Source organism: Bradyrhizobium sp. MI1.7, assembly GCF_055811795.1.
In genome coordinates, this window is record NZ_JBVVPO010000020.1 from 98,738 (window position 1) to 119,066 (window position 20,329).

At 65.3% G+C, this 20,329-nt stretch carries 15 protein-coding genes; 9 read left to right on the forward strand and 6 right to left on the reverse strand.

From position 1 onward, the window contains the following. Positions 1–111: 111 nt before the first annotated feature. Positions 112–588, reverse strand: coding sequence for an Lrp/AsnC family transcriptional regulator (locus AC0L3X_RS20015; protein WP_063985648.1), 477 nt, complete (start codon positions 586–588; stop codon positions 112–114). Positions 589–710: 122 nt separating this feature from the next. Between AC0L3X_RS20015 and AC0L3X_RS20020 the strand changes: the two genes are divergently transcribed. Further along, a complete protein-coding gene (locus AC0L3X_RS20020) occupies positions 711–1,250 on the forward strand; it encodes an RBBP9/YdeN family alpha/beta hydrolase (RefSeq protein WP_063985649.1) in 540 nt (179 codons plus the stop codon). A 21-nt stretch (positions 1,251–1,271) separates the two neighbouring features. Here AC0L3X_RS20020 and AC0L3X_RS20025 read toward each other — a convergent pair whose 3' ends face one another. The 3 genes from AC0L3X_RS20025 to AC0L3X_RS20035 all read right to left on the reverse strand — a co-directional run bounded on the left by AC0L3X_RS20025 (position 1,272) and on the right by AC0L3X_RS20035 (position 5,002). After that, entirely contained in the window at positions 1,272–2,414 is a 1,143-nt protein-coding gene (locus tag AC0L3X_RS20025; RefSeq protein ID WP_354132197.1) for a GNAT family N-acetyltransferase, read from the reverse strand. 117 nt (positions 2,415–2,531) lie between these two features. Then, positions 2,532–3,884, reverse strand: coding sequence for an O-antigen ligase family protein (locus AC0L3X_RS20030; protein WP_283017735.1), 1,353 nt, complete (start codon positions 3,882–3,884; stop codon positions 2,532–2,534). A gap of 50 nt (positions 3,885–3,934) precedes the next feature. Beyond that, positions 3,935–5,002 (reverse strand): glycosyltransferase, encoded by a 1,068-nt coding sequence (locus AC0L3X_RS20035; RefSeq protein WP_063986713.1) that lies wholly within the window; start codon positions 5,000–5,002, stop codon positions 3,935–3,937. Positions 5,003–5,250: 248 nt separating this feature from the next. Between AC0L3X_RS20035 and AC0L3X_RS20040 the strand changes: the two genes are divergently transcribed. Beyond that, a complete protein-coding gene (locus tag AC0L3X_RS20040) occupies positions 5,251–6,237 on the forward strand; it encodes a glycosyltransferase (RefSeq protein WP_038942514.1) in 987 nt (328 codons plus the stop codon). Positions 6,238–6,243: 6 nt separating this feature from the next. On the opposite strand, the gene AC0L3X_RS20045 is transcribed toward AC0L3X_RS20040, so the two are convergent. Beyond that, positions 6,244–7,272, reverse strand: a complete 1,029-nt coding sequence (locus AC0L3X_RS20045; RefSeq protein WP_063985652.1) for a glycosyltransferase family 2 protein — start codon at positions 7,270–7,272, stop codon at positions 6,244–6,246. A 396-nt stretch (positions 7,273–7,668) separates the two neighbouring features. Here AC0L3X_RS20045 and AC0L3X_RS20050 point away from each other — a divergent pair, with 396 nt between their 5' ends. From AC0L3X_RS20050 to AC0L3X_RS20070, 5 genes are all read left to right on the forward strand, one after another. Beyond that, complete coding sequence (locus tag AC0L3X_RS20050) at positions 7,669–8,469, forward strand: class I SAM-dependent methyltransferase (RefSeq protein ID WP_063985653.1); 801 nt, start codon at positions 7,669–7,671, stop codon at positions 8,467–8,469. A 282-nt stretch (positions 8,470–8,751) separates the two neighbouring features. Beyond that, positions 8,752–11,130: an exopolysaccharide transport family protein gene (locus tag AC0L3X_RS20055; RefSeq protein ID WP_354098018.1), complete on the forward strand. Its 2,379-nt coding sequence runs from the start codon at positions 8,752–8,754 to the stop codon at positions 11,128–11,130. Next, entirely contained in the window at positions 11,123–11,929 is an 807-nt protein-coding gene (locus AC0L3X_RS20060; protein ID WP_063985655.1) for a WecB/TagA/CpsF family glycosyltransferase, read from the forward strand. Before AC0L3X_RS20055 ends, AC0L3X_RS20060 begins: the two co-directional genes overlap by 8 nt. Before the next feature lie 19 nt (positions 11,930–11,948). Next, the gene (gene galE / locus AC0L3X_RS20065) at positions 11,949–12,941 is read left to right on the forward strand and encodes a UDP-glucose 4-epimerase GalE (protein ID WP_028147948.1); all 993 of its coding nucleotides are present in this window, start codon (positions 11,949–11,951) and stop codon (positions 12,939–12,941) included. Between the two features lie 223 nt (positions 12,942–13,164). After that, on the forward strand, positions 13,165–13,506 hold the full coding sequence (locus AC0L3X_RS20070; RefSeq protein WP_063985656.1) for a hypothetical protein: 342 nt from the start codon (positions 13,165–13,167) through the stop codon (positions 13,504–13,506). Here AC0L3X_RS20070 and AC0L3X_RS20075 read toward each other — a convergent pair. After that, positions 13,480–17,595, reverse strand: coding sequence for a bifunctional diguanylate cyclase/phosphodiesterase (locus AC0L3X_RS20075; RefSeq protein ID WP_063985657.1), 4,116 nt, complete (start codon positions 17,593–17,595; stop codon positions 13,480–13,482). The two genes, AC0L3X_RS20070 and AC0L3X_RS20075, sit on opposite strands and share 27 nt — an antisense overlap. 294 nt (positions 17,596–17,889) lie before the next feature. Here AC0L3X_RS20075 and AC0L3X_RS20080 point away from each other — a divergent pair, with 294 nt between their 5' ends. After that, a complete protein-coding gene (locus AC0L3X_RS20080) occupies positions 17,890–18,942 on the forward strand; it encodes an Ldh family oxidoreductase (RefSeq protein WP_063985658.1) in 1,053 nt (350 codons plus the stop codon). 19 nt (positions 18,943–18,961) lie between these two features. Continuing rightward, positions 18,962–20,329 carry an LLM class flavin-dependent oxidoreductase gene (locus AC0L3X_RS20085; protein ID WP_028147946.1) on the forward strand — a complete coding sequence of 456 codons (1,368 nt, stop codon included), beginning with the start codon at positions 18,962–18,964 and terminating at the stop codon, positions 20,327–20,329.

Here is a 20,329-nt window from a genome sequence, read left to right on the forward strand (position 1 = left end):
CGCCTCCGGAAAGCGGGGGCGACGATAGCACAACGCGCGCGATCATCGAAGCTCGGCGCAATCGAAGGCTTTGTGACAGCCCGGTGACGTGTCGATCGCGCGGGCCACGCCTCAACCGCGTTCGGTCTTCTTCCTGATGAGGTCTTTACCGATCGGTCGCGCCGGCTCGCTCCGCAGCACGAGCGAGGTCGTCACAGTGCCGAAGCCGGCGATACGATCCACGATCGTCTCCAGATCTTCCGGCGCCGGAACCAGCACCTTGAGCACGAAGCAATCATCGCCGGTCACGCGATGGACTTCGACGATGTGCGGAATCTCGCCGAACCGTTTGAGGCAGGTCTTGATGTGCTCATGCGAGGTGCGCAGGCGGACCAGCGCCATCAGGCCGAGCCCTAGCGCGCGCGGATTGATGCGGGCGCCGTAGCCTTCGATAATCCCGGCTTCCTCGAGCCGCTTCACGCGCTCGGAGATGGCCGGCTGAGACAGCCCGACGGAACGGCCGAGCTCGGACAGCGGCACGCGCGCATTGACCTGCAATGCCTCCAGGATCTTCAGATCCTTGGTGTCAATGCTTCCGAAGCGATCCAAGACAATTCTCCATTCCACCTTGAGATCATCGGCAGATGATCTCTTTCGCCGATGACTTGCCATGTGACGCAGCGCCAAGACCGGCCACACTGCACGTGCATCTCAGATATCACGGGACGATCATGCACGACATCATCACCTTGCCCGGCCTCGGCGGCTCCGCAGAAACTCATTGGCAGACACTCTGGGAGCGCAACGATACACGTTTCACGCGGTTTCAGCCGGCGAGCTGGGACCGGCCGGAGCTCGCCGATTGGGAGCAATCCCTGGAGCAGGCGGTCGGGCGCTGCGCGAAACCGCCGGTGCTGGTCGCACACAGCCTCGCTTGCCTGCTGGTGGCGCACTGGGCCACGCGCTTCCCATCCACGATCGCGGGTGCTTTTCTGGTCGCGGTGCCCGATCCCGATGGCGCCAATTTTCCCGCGGAGGCGGCTGCGTTCAAGCCGGTGCCGGACCGCACGCTGCGCTTCCCCTCGCTCATCATCGCCAGCACCGACGATCCCTTTGGCAGGCTCGATAAGACGCAGCAGCGGGCGCGTGCCTGGAAGTCCGGTCTGATCGTGCTGGGCGCCCTTGGCCACATCAATGCGTCGAGCGGGCTCGGCGACTGGCCGCAGGGTCGCGCGCTGCTGGACGCCTTCAGTGCCGGCCTTTCGAGATGACGCGCGTACTGACGGCCTCCGTCACCGCATCTTGCGTATCGCCCTGCTGGCGAAGGCGGCGAGCCTGGGATAGCGACGCAGGTTCTGCGCGGTATGGTCGCGCCATGCATAGGGAGCGCCGCGCCAGGACAGCGCGATGCTGACATCGGTCAACGCGACCTTCTCGGCGCCGAAGCGGCGCTTGTAGTCCTGGTTGCCGATGCTCAGATCGAAACGGCGCACGCCCTCTGCATGCAGCGCCGCCATGGTCCGTTCGGTGACGAGCAGCCCCGGCGAGCAGTTCGGCCATGAATCGGCGGCGTGGCTGATACGCAGAAGGAAATAGCTCGCACCAAACCTGACACCGAACGTGGTGGCGACGACGGCCTCGTCGCAGATCAGCGCCGAGATGACGGCATAGCCCTCCGCGATACCCTGGCGGGTGACCTCGCGATAGAACCGGGCATGAGCGTCGTCGTTGAGGACGAAGCGCGAGCCGAGCTTTCGCATGCGGGCCTGCTGCTGGACATCCATCACGTCCAGCATCTCGCGCGCACGCGCGACATCCGTGGCGATCTCGAACCGCGCGCCGGCATGACGGCTGAAGACCCGCCAGCAGCGCGGCATCTGCATGCGCTTGATCGAGGCCCGATAGGCTTCATAGTCGTCGCCCGTCAGCACGAGGTTGCCGTTGAGCGAGCAGGATCCGATCCGTCCGAGCGACACCAGCGGGTTCGGCTTGTCGCCAACATGGGCCGGCATCTTCTTCAGCCGCAGCAGATCGAAGCAGTCGGGCAAGGCGCGCACCGCGTCGACCAGCGCCCTGCCGATCGCATCCGTCGCCGCAGCGTCCAACGCGGCATCGAGCGCCAGGATCGGCGCGTTGTTGTCGGAGACGCCGAGGTCGGCGAATTCGACGATGCGGATGCCGCGCCTGATGTGGCTGATCATCGGCACCACCGCGATGTCCTTGCCGGTCGCGGCATCGGAGATCAATGCGATCAGCGGTGCAAAGCCGTGAAACGCCTCGTACCATGCGCCGAGCCAGTAACCGTGCTGGAATGCGGTGCGATGCCCCACGCTCAGGCGCGATGCGGCCTGCCGCCAGTCACGCACGAAATCGACAGCGATTCCCGACGTGCTGGACACAAGACCATCTGATTGCTCGACGCTGAGAAACGTCATCCGCGGGACATGCGATTACTGAATGTTTCCAGATAGATTATGTTTGTCGCAGACCACAAGTGACGTAACGGCTTATCGTTAAGCCAACATCACTATCGCTCCGGCTGCGACAAGCTGTCAGCGCTCCGGTTCCGTCTGTTCGACGCACTGGAACCTGGCGAGGAAATGCAGGCCAGCCACTGCAAGCGCGAACATGAACCAGATCGGATTCTGCCGTTCGAGCAGGAACGTCTCGGTGGCCCCGTAATACAGGCCGAACAGCCATACGGTGAGGAACAGTTTTGCCAGCGCGCGACTACGGTTGTGAGCCTGGGCCGACTGGAAATTGCCGAGCGGTGCGAGCACGAAGACGAGGATCACGAGCATCAGCCCCGGCAGGCCGATGGTGACCGCGAGGTCGAGATAGCTGTTGTGGCTGTGCGCCGCGGACGTCGCCCATTCGGCCCCCTGGGCGGTCTGCCGCGCGGTCACGTCGTCCCAGAACGCCGCATAGCCGTGACCGATGATCGGCTTCTCGGCGACGGCCGCGAGCGCGAATTCCCAGATGGCGGACCGGCCGGTGAAGGTGGGATCGAGGGGAAGCAGCCGCGTCAGCGCCCCGAGCGCCGGGCTCAAGACGCTGCCGACCGTCAGCAGGTTCATCACGATCAGCGGCACGAAGCAGATGAGCCGCTTCAGCCACAGGCCTGGCGTGGCATAGACCAGCGAGGCGAGCGCGTAGATCGCAAGGCACAGCACCGTCGACGTCTTGCCGCCGGTGTAGATCAGGAAGATGCCGGCAAGCGCGGCGATCGCGGGCCCCATCACGAACGAGCCGACGCCGCAGAGATAAATACCGACATAGACCAGGATGGTCATCACCGGCGAAGCGATGTTCTTGTGGCCGAAGCTGCCGCGCCAGTCGCCGGCAAGCTGCGGCTCGGTGAGATCGAGCGCGGTGTGCATCGAATATTGCGGCGCGAGGAAGACGCCGAGATAGCACAGCACCAGCAGCACGAGCGCGGCGCCGCCTAGACACAGGTTGAAAGCCCGCTGTGTCGGCGGCAGCAATGGCAACAGCATGGCGAGCGACGTCACGCTGACCGCCAGCACGAAGCGCTGGATCGAAACGCCGCGGCTCTCGGAGAAGACGATGTTGATCAACAGCCAGCCGACGAGGCAAAGATGCAGCGGCGTCACCAGGCTCTTCAGCGCAGGCGCATCGGTGGCGGCGACGAACAACATCGCGACCGCAGCCAGCAGACCCCAGGAGATATAGGTGAGCGCCATGCGCCCGCCGACGACCGTGGTCACATCCTCGTTGCGAAGGTCAGGAAACGGATCGAGCGTGATCAGCACCAGCAGCAGCGCCGCAACCGCGACGAGGCAGCGCGCCGCCCGCGCGGCATTCAGCCCCGCGAGCCCATCGTGCAGGACGCGGCCCAGCGTTCGGGTCTCCACGTCGGTCATGTCAGCGGCGCTGCGATCCATGCTTCGATCCATGGCTCAAGGCAGGTGGTGAAGCCGGGGACGCTTTGAGTCTAGCCCATCCTTGTTAAGCATCCGTCAACCAATAGGGCCGAGGCCTGCGTTGCCGCCTGCGGCCGCACGATGCTGCGCGCGATCTCGTAATATTGCAGCGCCCGCTGCTCCAGCGTGAGATTGTCGAGCACGAAGCCGCGCGGATCGAACGCATCAGCGGTGCAGCCGGCCCAGAAACGGTCCCAGCCAGCCTCGAACCCCGCGATGTCGATGAACTTGGCGCCGCAGCGGTTGTCCCAATACGGCACCGACGACACCGGTGCGAACCGGACGCGGTGCGGATAATAATCCGGGTCACGCCACGGGCCGCCGGGATCCCAGGCGAATACCGGCACGCCGCAGGACAGAGCCTGCTGATAGGCGATGCCCTGACTCTCGTTCTGGCACAGGAAGATCATCGCGCGCGAGCACGCCAGCGCGGCCTGATAGTCTTCTTCCTTGTAGCTGCCGTAGCGCAATTCCGTGAACGAGCGGCCCTCCTTGAGGAGCCGGGCGCGGACGGGCTCGATCAGCTCCGGCGCATAGCGCTCGCGGTCCCAATGGACCTTGTCGTAGATCAGGACGTCGACGGTCTTTTGCGACGGCGCCGACGGCGCCCAGAGATCCGTGTCGATGCCGATCGGCCAGGCCTCCGTGTCGGGCCAGTACGGCCGGTACATGTCGACGTACCAAGGGCCGGGCACCACGACCTTCTTCACCGGCAGCCGCTTGAACAGATCAGGATCGTCCAGCGGATGATTGTGGGCGGCGACGCCGAGCAGGATCGGATTCTTCCACGCGAACTTGTCGAGCAGGAAGGTGCGACCGATGATGCAGGCGAGTTCGTCGGGATGCTGCGCGATGTAGCCGTAATCGTTGACGCGGTAGCGGATGCCGAGCCGGTCGAGCCCTGCGCAGAGATTGAGGAACACGCGAAGCTGCCCGCTCATGCGCGGCTCACCGAGCAGCATCCGGCGCGCCATGCGCCGCAGATGCCGGTCGCCGGGAAACCAGCGATCGTCCTTGTCCTCGTAGAAGAGGTTGAGGACCATGGCATCGGGGTCGTGTTCGAACGTCTTTGCGGGCACTAGATCCATCCGCGGCAAACAGGTCCGCATTCTCGCATGGGACCCGCTGTCGCACTCTTCCAAATTTGCGACAGGCTTAATGCCCGCGGCTTAACGCTAATCTACGAAACCAGAAACACGCAGGCCTTCGCGACAACGATTTGGCCGTAATGCGAGTATCATTCGCGGCGGGCCAATGTCGCGATTGATCGCAATGCCAGTCGGCAGATGCGCCCTGGTTAACAGACCCTTAAAGGCGAGCCGTGGCCCTGATCACTGCCGAAGATGTTCTCGATTTGCCGGCTACCTCGCGCGTCGTTCCGGCGCCGCGTCTCCCGCTGCCGGCCGGCTCAACCACATCGGTGTCCGTCGTCATTCCCGCCAAGAACGTTGCGGCCTATATCGGCGAAACCCTCGCCAGCGCACTGGCGCAAGGCGAGATCACCGAAGTGATCGTCGTCGACGACGGCTCGAGCGACACCACCACGGCCATTGTCCGCGCCATTCGTGACCCGCGGCTGCGCCTGATGACCAACGACTCCGCCGGCGTATCCGCCGCGCGCAATCTCGGCGCACGATATGCGAGCGGCGAATGGCTGCTCTTCCTCGATGCCGACGACCGCCTGCGCCCCGGCGCGGTGGCGGCGCTGCTGGCGGCGGCCCGCGGTGCTCCGCGCGCGGTTCTCGTCTACGGCGACTACAACACGATCGACAGCGAAGGACGGCAGATTGGCCGGCGGGGCCTGCTGAAGGGACGCCGCAAGCCGTCAGGCGACGTGCTGGCGCGGCTCGCGGCCGGCAATTTCATCGTCAATGGCGGCATCGCGCTCGCACGTGCGGAGGCGTTCCGCGCCATCGGCGGCTTCGACACGTCCCTCAGATATTGCGAGGACTGGCATTGCTGGTGCCGCCTCGCCGCTATCGGCGAGTTCGAGTTCGCACCAAAGCTCCTGCTCGACTATCGCCTGCACACCGCCAACACCATGAATGCGGCGGTGCGGACGCCGAAGGACTTCTTCCCTGCGATCGCGCGGGTGTTCGACGATGGGCTGATCCTGGCGAGACTGCCCGAGGGTACGGCGGCCGGGCTGCGCCAGGCCGCCGAGGTCCATCTCGTCACCTATTCGGCGATGCAGGCGGTCCGCTTCGGCAGATATCGCGACGCCTTGGCTTATCTCGGGATGGTCGGCCGGCGCTCGCTCAAATCGCTGCCCCGCGCCGCGGTCAGGGTCGCCCTCGCCCGTTTGGGCATCTAACCCGCGTCACGACACGATTTTCGAGGCCTCATAGGGCTTCGGAGCGAAGCCGAGCGCCGCGAGCATTGAGCCAAGCGCGACCAGCGCGGGATGCATGGCGACGACGGCCTTCGATGTCGCGAGCAGACGGGCCGAGCGCACCAGCGACAGCGGCAGCCGTCCTAGCATCTGCGCGAACACCCGCGCCCGCGCGCCTGCGCTCTGTGCGGCCTTGTACTGCACGCGATAATTGATAGCGCCAATACGCAGGCTGCGCTTGGCGATCCAGCCGAGGCTGGTGCGGCTTTGCGGCACGGTCTCGGTGATGACCGCCTCTGCCGTCCAGTGGAAGATCATGCCGGCATCGCGGCACCGCACGAAGAAATCGCAATCGCCGCCGCCGAGGAAATTGAAGCGCAGGTCGAAGGCGGGACGATCGAACCGCTCGAACGCCGCGCGCGTGATCAGGCAGTTGCCACAGCCATAGATCAGCGGCACCGCGCCGCTGTAATCATATGCGGGGCAGAAGGCGGGATGACGTGCCAGCCAGGGCTTGCTGTCGTCGTCGAAGACCGGCAGCACCGGCCCGCCGACCACGTCGGCGCCGGTCGCCTCCGCGGTGCGAACCATCAGCTCGAGCCAGTCGGGCGAGGCGATCTCGTCGTCGTCGATCATCAGGAAGCGGGTCGCGGCCGGAAACAGCGCCTGGGCCGTCTCGAAGGCGGCGTTGATCGCCTGGCAATTGCCCTGCCGTTTCTCGACCAGGCAAACGCCCTGGAGCCGGTCGTCGGCCAGATACTCCGCGGCAACCGGCGTGCTTTCGCGCCCCACCGCGTCGTTCTCGACCATGACCACCGCGAAGGAGCGCGGCGTGCGCTGGCTCGCGAGCGAGTCCAGCGTCAGCCGCAGATGGTGCGGGCGGCGGAAGCATGGAATGCAGACGACGATGCCGACCGACAGGTCGATGACGCGGGAGCTCGCCGCGATCTCCCGGTTGGGATCGCGCACGGCATCCGAGATCCGGCTGGCGGAAAGGTCTGTCGGGATCAGCGTCATGGCATCCTAGATGTCCGATATGTATTGAAAAAGCCCTGCGTCAATCGCGCAGCAATCGGCGCTGTCCTGCGACGGCACATCGCCGCGGGACATATCAGCCCCAAAATGAACGGCGGGCCCGAGGCTCGCGACGGCGCAACGCCGCCGATCTCCCGCCCTCCATACACTTAACCGCTTTTGCGCGTTTCTCCTGCAAGTCCCTGCATACGTGATAGTGCAATTCGCAGTCCATCACGCGCACAACAGCGCAACATGGACAATGCCGTAGTTAACGCCTGCCCGCATTAACCCGACCGTAAGCACCGCGACCGGTGAAGCGGCCCGGCACCGGATTTGCTCTTCGGGCATGCGAGATTTTTCCTGTAAATTTGAGTCGAACAAGCGCGGTCAGAAAAAATGAACAAGCCAGCCTCGATCGATTTCGCGACAGCCACGGCGATCCAAATCCCAACGGCCACGGCACGCACCCAGGCGCTGCACGATCTGGTCCCCGGCGAAGCCCGCGACAGCCTGCTCGCCGTCCACGACGTGCTCCGCCGCGAGCTGCCGCAGGGCCAGCTCGCCACCTATGAGGCCGGCGGCGGCTCGTGCAGTGTTCTGCCACCGGAGCTGCTCAACCGCAGCAAGGTCACCGTCGTCGACATCGACGAGGATCAGGTCCGCAACAACACTTACGCCGACGAGGCGATCCTAGGCGACGTGCAGACTTACAGCTTTGGACGCGAAACCTTCGATCTGGTGATCTGCTACAACGTGATCGAGCATCTGCCCCATGTCGATGCCGCGCTCCTGAATTTCCGCGACGCACTCAAGCCCGGTGGAATGATCCTGATCGGCGCACCCAATCCGCGCTCGCTGTCGGGCGTCGTCACCAAATACTCGCCGCACTGGTTTCATGTCTGGTTCTACCGGAATATCCGAGGCATCAAGGATGCCGGCCTGCCCGGCGAGCCGCCGTTCCCGACCTTCTTCCATCCGCTGGTGACGCTGCCGCGGCTCGAAACATTCGCCGCGGCCAACGGCCTCGAGATGATCTACCGCCGCGAGGTCGAGAGTCCGCGCTATCCCGAGATGCGCCGGCGCAAGCCGCTGTTCGCCGCTCTGGTCGATGCCGGCGCCGCCGTGATGAACGCCGTGCTGCCGGGCAGGATCGACGTTCGCCGCGGTGATTACCACGTCATTCTGAGGAAGCGCTGACGATCATGGCACGCGCGCGGTCCATCGCGGGACGAGCGAAGCCTTGCGGCATCGCTGCGCGCGGTAACGAACCGTTAATTCCTTGGGGACCTCAGCGTCATCGCGACGCGTCGAAGAGTGGCATGCGCTTAAACGCTTTGTTTGCCATTTCGGTGAATAGTCCCTCAATGAGTATGGTTAATTTTCCCTGTTGCGTTGATTGGGCATCTATATCCCGGGTGCGTGGCGTAAAGCGAAGAGTAACCCCTCAGCCCGCGGTCGTTGGAATGAAAGCTGGGGACTATGCTTGACTACAACCAGCCGATAGATCGGGCCGGACCGGAGGCCCCGCAGCAGAGGCCTCAAGCCGGCTTCAACGTGCTGGAGCTCGTCAATCTGCTCTGGCGGCGAAAGATCGCGATTGCCGCTGCCGCGCTCCTCGGCGCGACGCTTGCCGTCACCGCGGGCAAGAGCGTGACGCCCCGCTACACCGCCACCGCCCAGCTCTATGTCGACCCGCGCGAGCTTCAGCTCGTCGATCGCGAGCTCACGCCGCGCGCGCAGGACGTCTCCGGCATGGCCATGGTGGTGGAGAGCCAGGCGCGCCTGATTACCTCGAACAGCGTGCTGCTCCAGGTGATCCAGCAGGCCAATCTGGACAAGGATCCCGAATTCGGCGGCGGCGGTGACGCCAGGAGCCTGATGTCGTCGCTGCTCGGCCTGATCGGCCTTCAGCCCCGCGCGCCCTCCGCCGCGGAGACGAAGGAAGTGCAGCTCGCGGCGCTCGACGCGCTGAACAGGCACATCACGGTCCGCAAGACCGAGAAGAGCTTCATCGTCGACATCGAGGTCTGGTCGACCGATCCGGCGAAAGCGGCGATGCTCGCCAACACGCTGACAAATGCCTACCTCGCCGAATCCCGCAACTCGCAGGCTTCGGCCGCGCGACGCGCCACCAACGATCTCTCCGGCCGCCTCAAGGAGTTGCGCGAGCGGCTGCGCAGTGCCGAGACCGCGCTCGCCACCTACAAGGCCCAGAACAATTTCGTCGGCACCCAGGACGCGCTGATCAGCGACCAGCAGCTCTCCGCCAGCAACCAGCGGCTTTCCGCGGCCCGCGCGGCGACGATGGACGCACAGGCGCGGCTCGACCAGATCGAAGCGAGCCGGCGCACCGCTGCCGATGCCGGCGCGAATTCGGAAGCGCTGCAATCGCCTACCATCGCAAACCTGCGCGCGCAATATGCCGACGCCCGCAAGAAATATGCGGAGCAGGCCGGCGAGCTCGGCCCGCGGCATCCGGCGCTGCGCCAGACCGAGAAGCAGGTCGAGGATCTCAAGCGCACCATCAACGAAGAGATCGATCGCTTCGCGCAGTCCGCCAAGAACGATCTGACACGCGCCCGCGACTTTGAAGCCTCGCTCAACCGGGCCCTGGAAGCGCAGAAGCGGCAGAGCGTTCAGCTCAGCCAGGCCGCCGTGCGCCTGCGCGAGCTCGAACGCGAGGCCGATGCAAGCCGCGACGTCTATCAGTCCTTCCTCAAGCGCTCGCGCGAGACCGAGGAGCAGGAGACCCTGAACACCTCGGCGGCCCGCGTCATCGGCGAAGCCACCGTGCCGCAGCGGCGCTCGTTCCCGCCGGCGATGAGCATGTTTGCCATGATCGGCTTCATCTTCGGTGCGCTCGCTGCTGCAAGCTGGTTCGTCGCGGCCGAGCTGCTGTCCGCCGGTGCGACCGCGCCGGCAGCGCCCACACCGGCCCGTCGTGAGCGCACGCCGGCACCGCGGGCTCCGCGAGCGCCGGAGATTTCGCGGACACCGGAAGCAGCCCAGCCGCAGCCGGCTCCGCGAGCTCCGGAAATTGCGCAATCTCTACCGGAGCTAGCCGCGCCATCGCTGCAGCCTGAGATGGACGAAAACACGCTGATCGGAAAGCCGCTGATCGCGCGCCTCCAGGAGGCCGACGTCATTCACACGCTCGGCGCCATCCTCGCCACCGGTGGCGGCGTCGATCTGACCCGGCTGGGCTGGCCGACGCTCCGCCCCGGCTTTCCGCTGACGACGCTGCTCAACGCCTGGCGCGACATGCGCACTGCCGTGGCCGGGCGTGCCGGCGGCAAGGCCATGCCGGTCATCGCGCTGGTCGGCGCGGGCGAGACCACCGGGCGCAGCGTGACCGCGCTGAATTTCGCACTCGCGGCCGCGCGCGACGGCGCCCGCGTGCTGATGATCGATGCCGACCATCAGGCACACTCGCTCTCGAACAAGGTGAGCCGCCCCGGCAAGAGCGAGCCAAGCCGGCTCGGCTGGCTCTCGATCGGCAGCAAGGCCTCGCGCGAGATCAAGACGGTCAACGGCATCTCGGTGCTGCCGGCCGCCGACGGCGATGCCGGCAAGGCGACTGAGGCCATGCGCAAGGCCATCGAGCAGGCGCGCGCCGCCGGCGGCTACGATCTCGTGATCCTCGACGGCCCCGTGACGCCGCTTGGTGCAGCCAGCCGCAAGCTGCTCGACGACGCCGACGCGCTGGTGGCAGTGCTGCCGACCAGCCTCGACATCAACGACGGCCTGGAAGAAATCCTGAACACGCTCGGCCGCGCCGAGCGCAAGCTCGTCGGCGTCGTGCTCGACGAGCTCACCCCCGCAACTCAAGCGCGCCAGCGAGGCAGACAATATGCTTGAGCGCCGCGTCAATCTGGACGGCCGGGCCGCAACCGCCGACGTGCCGCGGATCACTATCGGCGGCCTTCGCATGGCCGCGCTCGACCTGGAAGCAACTGCCGATTTCATGATCGAGGCCACCGATCCCAGACATCGCATCGGCCGTCCGCTGCACCTGACCTCGGCCAATGGCGAGGTGTTGGCGCGCTGCTCGACCGAACCGGAGACCGAACGCCTGTTCCGCGGCGCCGACCTCATCAACGCCGATGGCCAGCCGCTGGTCGCGGCGTCAAAGCTGCAATCCTGGTTTCCGCTGCCGGAGCGCGTCGCCACCACCGATTTGTTCCACGTGGTCGCGCGCAAGGCCGAAGCCGTCGGCCGCACTTTCTACATGTTCGGTGCCAGCGAGGAAGAGAACGCCGCGGCGGTCGCGAATGTCCAGCGGCTGTATCCGAACCTCAAGATCGTCGGGTACAGCCACGGCTATCTGCGCGGCGACGCCCTGCGCGCGAAAGTCGAGGAGATCAACGCGCTCGCGCCGGATTACCTCTGGGTCGCGCTCGGCGTGCCCAACGAGCAGGCATTCGTCGAGCAATACACGCCGCTGCTGACCAATGTTGGCGTTATCAAGACATCCGGCGGCTTGTTCAACTTTTTATCGGGCAGCCGGTCCCGCGCGCCGCAGTGGATGCAGAAGATCGGACTCGAATGGGCCTGGCGCACATGGCTCGAGCCGCGCCGCCTGCTCTGGCGCTATTTGACCACCAACCCTCGTGCGCTCTATCTTCTCTTCAGCCGCAAACGGCCTTCCAATCGCTGAGAGAAGAGTAGAAGACGACATGACCGACCGACCGACCGTCCTCGTCACAGGGGGCGCGGGCTATATTGGCTCGCATGCCTGCCGCGCACTGTCTGCCGCCGGCTATCAGCCCGTCGTTTATGACAATCTCTCGACAGGTCATCGCAGCTTCGTCGCCGGTCCGCTGGTGACGGGCGACCTGCTCGACGGCGCCGCGCTGGCGCGCGCCTTCGCCGACCACAAGGTCACGGCGGTGATGCATTTCGCGGCGGCAAGCCTCGTCGGCGAGTCCATGACCGACCCGCAGAAATACTACATCAACAACGTCCAGGGCACGCTGTCGCTGCTGCAGGCGATGCGCAACGCAGGCTGCCAGCGCATCGTGTTCTCCTCGACCGGCGCCGTCTACGGCAACGCCGATTCCAAGGAGCTGCCGGAGGACTTCCCCTGCGCGCCGATCAATCCCTACGGCGCGTCGAAATGGATGATCGAGCGCATGCTCGCCGATTATCGCGCAGCCTATGGCTTCGGCGCATTCTGCCTGCGCTATTTCAACGCCAGCGGCGCCGACCCGGCCGGCGGCATCGGCGAATTGCGTGACAACGAAACGCATCTCATTCCGCGCGCCATGATGGCGCTCCAGGGCCATGTCGACTTCGCCGTGTTCGGCGACGACTACGACACGCCGGACGGCACCGCGATCCGCGACTACATCCACGTCACCGACCTCGCTGCGGCGCATGTCGCAGCACTGAAGCTCCTGGAAACGGGACATGCCGGCGGCAGCTTCAATCTGGGCACCGGCTCCGGCTTTTCGGTCCGCGAGATCCTGAACGCCATCAGGCAGGAGACCGGGCGCGAGGTGCCGCACACCATGAAGCCGCGTCGCGCCGGCGATCCCACTTATCTGGTCGCCGATGCCTCTGCCGCGCGAAAAGTGCTGAACTTCGTGCCGCGCCATTCCGACCTGCCGACGGTGATCCGGACTGCCTGGGCCTGGCACCAGACAGCGCATCCGCTCAGGACGCGCTAGACACCCGTATTACGGCTTGCCGGTCGGGCCCCCGAGCGGCTAAAGAGATGATCACAGCCGGCGGCGGCGCATGTCCCGACCGCCGCATGTTGCTCTTATGGCCGCCAATGGAAGCGGCATGTGAGGCTCCGCCAATAGCGCGAGCCTGTTCTTCACAGCGAAGGCCACGATCGAGTCCGGGCATCGGCCTGCTTTCAGGCGCGGCCCAGGGAGCACGGAGCGAATGCATCAGGCCGCAAGCCTGCAATTCGAGCGCGTGATGGACGAGCTCGTCCTATGGCACGCCGTGCCGGAGGACGAACGCTCGCCCGCACCGGCCTGGTGGTGGGGACCGGCGATGGCGGTGGTCGACGCGCACGAGCCGATGCGACAGGTTTGGTGTTGTGAGCTGGGCCTCGGCGACGGCTCAAGCTTTGCCGAAGGTGCGCATGCCCTCCTTGAGCTGTTCGCCGAGCAAACCTCGCAGCCCTGGCCGGATGATTTTCCGCGCAAAGCGGACATCAAGCAAGACAACGTCCGCGAACTGCACCCGCAGCCGTCAGATGACAGCGCGTTTCAGCCGTAACGCCGCGGCTTCGGTCGCAGCGAGGTCAGGCTCCGGCTGGAGCGGCGGCGCGACAGGCAGCTCCATCGGCCGCAGCAGCTCGGCCATCTGCCGCGCCGGCACCGGCTTGGAGATGAGGAAGCCCTGCATCTCGTCGCAGCCATGGGCGCGCAGGAACGCTTCCTGCTCGGCGTTCTCGACGCCTTCGGCGACCACGGTCATGCCGAGCGCCTTGCCCATGCTGATGATCGCCTGCGCGATCGCCTGGTCCTCCGAATCCTGCGGCAGGTCGCGCACGAAGGAGCGGTCGATCTTGATGGTGTCGATCGGAAAATGCTTCATCAGCGACATCGACGAATAGCCGGTGCCGAAATCGTCGATGGCGAGGCGGATGCCGCGGCTCTGGATGGCGTCGAGCACCTTCAGCGCACGACCGACATTGCGCATCATCATGCTCTCGGTGACCTCGAGCTGGAGCAGTACCGGCGACATGCCGGACGCCGCCAGCGCCTCGTCGACGTCCTGCAACAGATGTTCGTCGACAAACTGCCGCGGCGACAGGTTGACCGCCATCGACACCGGCAACAGGCCACGACGCTGCCAGGCCATGGCCTGCGCGCAGGCCTCTTTCACCACCCAGCGGCCGATCGGCACGATCAGCCCGGTCTCTTCCGCAAGCGGAATGAATTGGGCCGGCGAGATGCTGCCGAGATCCGGGTGCGTCCAGCGCAGCAGCGCTTCCACGCCGGTGATCTGGCCGGTCTCCATGTCCACCTTGGGCTGGTAGTTCAGCGAGAACTGCTCGCGCTCCAACGCCCGGCGCAACGCGCTCTCGAGCGACAGCCGCTCGATCGACTGCGTCTTCACCTCCTTGGAGAAGAAGCGATAGCCGTTCTTGCCGTCCTCCTTGGCGAGATACATCGCCATGTCGGCGTTCTTGGTCAGCGTCTGAACGTCGGAGCCGTTGGCCGGATACATCGCGATGCCGATCGAGGCCGTGGTGTGGCATTCGTGGCCGGCCAGCTCCATGGGCTCGGCGAGCGCCACGAGAAGCCCGGTCGCGATGCGCTGGACATCGTCGATCTCACCGCACTGGTCGAGGATCACCACGAACTCGTCGCCGCCAAGGCGTGCGACAACGTCGGTTTCCCGCAGCGCGCCGCGCAGTCGGCTCCCCACTTCGAGCAGGAGCAGATCGCCGGCCTCATGGCCGAGCGAATCGTTGATGACCTTGAAGCGGTCGAGATCGATGAACAACACCGCGAAACGATGATCGTGGCGCTGAGCTTCGTCGATCGCCTCCCGCAACAGCCCGTTGAAGGTCTCGCGGTTCGGCAGGTCGGTCAGGCTGTCATGCGAGGCGAGGTATTCGATCCGCTCGTCGGCCTCGTTCTTCTCGTCGGCGCGATCGAAATTCTCCATCGCGAAGGAGACGTTGTCGGCGAGGCGCTGCAACAGCTCGACGAACTCGGCCGTGAAGGTCTCCTGCTCGGTCGACATGTAGATCATGACGCCGACGGGCTGGCCGTGCGTGATCAGCGGGAACGCCGCGCCGGAGCGCGCGCCGTCGCCTTGCAGGACGGCGTGGAAGGCGCTCACACGGCTGTCGTTGACATAGTCGTTGCTGACACAGGGCTGCCGGGTGCGGAACGCGGTGCCGCTCATGCCGCGCCCCTCGGGCCGGTCGGCGTCGATGGAGAGGCGAACGTTCCTCGTGGTTTCGGCAGACGGCCCTGCGGCCGCGACGATCGCGAGCTGGTCGCTGTCGGCTTTGGCCAGCGCAATGGTCGTCGATGTGAACTTGCCGCCGGTGGACGCGGCCTGACACACCAGCTCGAACAGCTCGGTGCGCGACTTGGCCCGCACGATCGCCTCATTGGTGGCGCTCAGCGCGGCGAACATGCGCGTCAGGCGCTCCTTCTGCGCCTCGGCCCGTGACCGCTCCTCGGCCCGGGCGAAATTGTCGAGCGCAAAGGAGACGTTCTCCGCGAGGCGCCCCAGCAACTGGATGAGGTCAGGCGTGAAGGTGCCTTCGTCCGGCGAAAGGAACAGAAGGACGCCGACGGCATCGGTGCCGTTCTTCAGCAGCGGGAAGCAGCCGCCGGATTTCGTCCCTTGATCCCGCGCGATTCGACGCCAGTGCGTCGCACGAACGTCCGTGAGGAGCTCGTTCGCGACGCAGGGTGCCTTGGTGCGAAATGCGGTGCCGGCGAGCCCCCGTCCTTCGGGCTCATCGGCGGACGTCGCGAAACGCCAGTTCTCGACGTGACTGCGACACTCGCCCTTGGTGACGACGATGTCGAGAAAGCGCGCCGTCGGATCGACCAAGGCGATGGTGGCAGATGAGAACGTTCCGCCGAGCACGGCGGCCTCGCACACGGCTTCGAACAACTCGGCGCGGGATTTCACGCGCATGATCGCTTCGTTGGTCGCGCTCAGCGCCTCCAACATGCCCCGAAGACGGTTGCGCTGCATCTCGGCCTTCGCCTTCTCGTCGGCGCGATCGAAGTTCTCGAGCGCGAAGGCGACATTGGCCTGGAGCCGTTGCAGCAGCTCGACGAATTCTGGCGTGAACGTGCCGCGTTCCGGCGAGTTGAAGAGGAAGACGCCTTCGACCCTGTCGCCATTGAACAGCGGCAGCGCCGCGGAGGAGCCGATGCCGTTGCGGCGGGCATTGGCCTGCCAGGGCTTGATCCTGTCGTCGGACAGCACGTCGTTGCTGAGGCAGGGCTGGCGCGTGCGGAAAGCGGTTCCCGTCAGCCCTCGGCCTTCAGGCACCTGGTCGGACGTGGAGAATTTGAAATTTCGGACCATATCCGCGTTCGGCCCGTAGCAAGCAACGACGCGAAGCAGCTCGGCATCGTGATCGACGAGCGCGATGTTGGCCGAGGTGAACTTGGCGCCTTTCGCCGTCGCTTCGCAAACGAGGTCGAAGAGCTCGGCCCGCGAGCGTGCGCGCAGGATCGCCTCATTGGTCGCGCTCAGTGCCGCGTACATGCGCGCCAGGCGGTCTTCCTCCTCGGCGATCCGCGCCTTCTCGGCCTCACGGTCGAAATTGTCGATCGCGAAGCAGACGTTCTCGGCGATGCGCAGCATGAGCGCGACGACCCCCTCATCCTTCGCCCAGGACTTGCTGAGGAAGGACAGGATGACGCCGATGCTCTCGCCGTTCCGGATCAGGGGGGCCGCGATGCAGGCGGCAACACCCGTGTTGAGATTGGCCTGCTCCCACGGCGTTCCCCTGGTGCGACGCGCGAGATCACGTTCGACATGGGGCTTCTGGGTTCGAAACACCTCGCCGGAAATGCCGCGACCATAGGGATTCTCGGGGTCGACGGAGTAGTGGGTCCGGGCCACGATCTCCAGATTCTCGCCGGTGCCGGCGACAGGCTTCAGCCAATGCGAGTCCTGCTCTTTCAGCAGAACGAAGGTCGCCAGCGACTTGCCGCCGTGCACCGAGGCGTCGCACACGAGCTGATACAATTCCCGCTCGGTCTTCGCACGCAGGATGGCTTCGTTGGTCGCGCTGAGCGCGCCGAACATGCGGTTGAGCCGCCGCGTCGCGAGCTCGCTGGTCTGCCGCGCGGTCTCGCGCGCGAAATTGTCCAGCGCATAGGAGATGTTGGCCGACATGCGCTCGAACAGCGACACCATCTGCTCGTTCAGTGAGCCGGCTTCCCTGCGGGTCACATACAGCACGCCGACGCTCTTGCCGTTGCAGAGCAGCGGCAGCGCAGCCGCCGCGCCGATGTGGGCCTTGGCTGCGCCCTCGCGCCACGCCAGCGAGCGAGGATCATTCAGGTAGTCGTTGCTGATGCTCAGCTTCTGATTGCGAAAGGCTTCGCCGCCGACACCCGCTCCCTCGGGCGTGCCGGAGTCGGTCGTGATCTCGAGCGAACGCAGCCGCGCAATGTCATCGCCGCAACCGGCCGCAAAGCACAGCCGCCGGCCATCCGGCCCCACCAGGAAAACCGCAACGGCCAAAAAGTCTCCGCTCGAAAACCCGGCGTCGCAGACCTTCTGGTACAGCTCGTCCGGCGATTTCGCGTAAAGGATCGCTTCGTTGATGGCGCTCAACGCTGCAAAGGTGCGCGCGAGGGTCGTCTGCACGGTCTCAGCTCCCGGGCATTTCTGCCTAATTCTCCCGGGTGCTTTATGAACGGCGACGGCCTAAGTGGTCGTTATTGCGCGCTGCAAACCCGCGATCAAAGTGAATGAGCTGCGAACGGCCGGCGCCAAACTGTCGGGAATGCCGCCGCACGGGAGGATTCTTCGACGAAGGCGCGCTCTCTTTACGATTTTGCAGCCCTGTATTGGTTTACGGGAGATTGATATCGCTCCCACGCTTTGAGACGATGGCTCCCAACAAGCAGCCCGTTAAGGGCAGAATGCCGAGGGAACGCCATGCCCGTCGTCAAGACCGACCGCCTCACGCTCATCAGCGCCGCGCTGCTCCGTGCCGCCGGAGCTTCCGACGAAGAGGCCGATGCGGTGGCCACAGGCTGCGTCAACGCCAACCTCGCCGGTCACGACTCCCACGGTGTGATCGCGGTTCCGACCTACATCGACCGCATCAAGGCCGGCCACATCGTGCCCGGCGCCAAATGGACCATCGTCCAGGAATCGCCGACCACGACGGTGATCGACGGCCAGTGGGGGTTCGGCTTCCACGTCAACGCCAAGGCGATGGCGCTGACGATCGAGAAGGCGAAGACGGCGAACGTTGCCGCCTGCACCGTATTCCGGCAAAGCCATGTCGGTCGCCTCGCCGCCTATCCGTTGATGGCGATGCGCGAAGGCATGATCGGGATTGCGACGGCGGATTCCGGCCGCTCGCCAAAGCACGTGGCGCCGTTCGGGGGCAAGGAGGCTAGGCTCGGCACCAACCCGATCTCGATCGCGGTGCCGTCCGATCTGGATGCGCCGTTCTATCTCGACATGGCAACCTCGGCGGTTGCGGCCGGCAAGATCCAGCTCGCGGTCGCCCGCGGCGAGGAGATTCCGACGGGGTGGATCATCGATGCCGAGGGACGGCACACCACCGACCCCACGCAATATCGCAAGGGCGGCGCGCTGCTGCCGCTCGGCGGCACCGAGGGCTACAAGGGCAGCGGCCTCGCCGCCATGGTCGAGGTGCTGTGCGGCCTGCTGACCGGTCTCGGCTTCGGCGTCGAACCGACCGGACGTCACAATGACGGATGCTTCATGGCGGTGTTCAACGTCGCCGCGTTCCGTCCGCTGAAGGAATTCAAGCGCGAGGTCGCCGAATTCGCGCACTATCTGAAATCGACGCCGCCCTCCGAAGGCAGCAAGGGCGTGTACTATCCCGGCGAGATCGAGGGGTTGCGCGAGCAGCAACGCCTGCGCGACGGCATCGAGATCGAGGATGCGACCTGGGAAAAGCTGCGCGCGCTGGCGCGCGAGTACCGGCTCGACACCGTCCTTGATCTGGCCTGACGGAATTTGGGAGAACAGCATGACGCGGCAGATGGTACTGGTCGGCTTCCTCCAGGCGCAGAACTGCACGAATTTGCCGAGCTCGTGGCGGCATCCGGACTCGCGCGACGATTCGATGTCGGCGGACTATTATCAGGAGATCGCCAAGATCCTCGAAGCCGGCAAGTTCCACATGGCGTTCTTCGACGATCGGCTGGCGATGCCGGACCGCTACGGCAACGATCATGCCCACACCGTCGAATACGGCATCCGCTGCGTGAAGATGGATCCGCTGATCGTGCTGACCACGATGGGCATGGTCACCGACAAGCTCGGCCTCGGCGCCACTTGCTCGACCACCTATTACGAGCCGTTCGACGTCGCCCGCCGCTTCGCGACCCTCGATTTGATGTCCGGCGGGCGCGCGGGCTGGAACGTCGTCACCTCGCTCAATGACGGCGAGGCGCTCAACATGGGTCGCGATTCCCATCCCGAACATGATTCGCGCTACGACCGCGCCGACGAATTCATGGAGGTCGTGCTCGGGCATTGGGACACCTGGGAAGACGGCGCGCTCATCATGGACAAGAAGAGCGGCCGTTTTGCCGATCCGGCCAAGGTGAAGCGGCTCGATCACAAGGGGGCGGCCTTCAAGTCCCGTGGTCCCTTCACGGTCCCGCGCTCGGACCAGGGCCATCCCGTCATCATCCAGGCCGGCGCATCCGGCCGCGGCCAACGCTTTGCCGGCCATTGGGGCGAGGTGATCTTCACGGCCGCGCGCAATCTCGCTGGTGCCAAGGAAGGTTATGCCGCCGTTCGAAACGAGGCAGCCAAGGCTGGCCGCGATCCCGATCAGATGCGCCTTTGCAATTTGACGACGCCGGTCTGCGCCGCGACCAGGGCCGAGGCTGAGGACAAGATGGCGCTGATCAACAAACTGCCGCTCGAGATCGACGCGCTGTCGCTACTTGCCGAAGCGCTCAATTACGACTTCGCCTCCAAGGACCTCGACGAGCCGTTGACGACGGACGATCTGAAGAGCATGCAGGGCATTCTGGGCCTCCGCGACGGCGTGCTGAAGAATTCCGGCAAGAGCAATCCGAGCGCGCGCGACTTCGTCACCTTTTCCGGCCGCGGCCAGGTCCACGACGCCATGGTCGGCGGTCCCAAGGAGATTGCGGACAGACTGGAAGAGATGTTCGTCGAGCGTGGCTGCGACGGCTTTGTCATCGCCGCGACCTATGTGCCCGGCTCCTATGCGGACTTCGTGCAACACGTCGTGCCGGAGCTGCAACGGCGCGGCTTGTTCCAGAAGGAGTATCGGGGCAAGACACTCCGCGAAAATCTCGGGCTGAAGCGGCCCGCGGCCGGCGCCTGGAAGGTGCAGCCGCGCGATGCCGCGGAATAA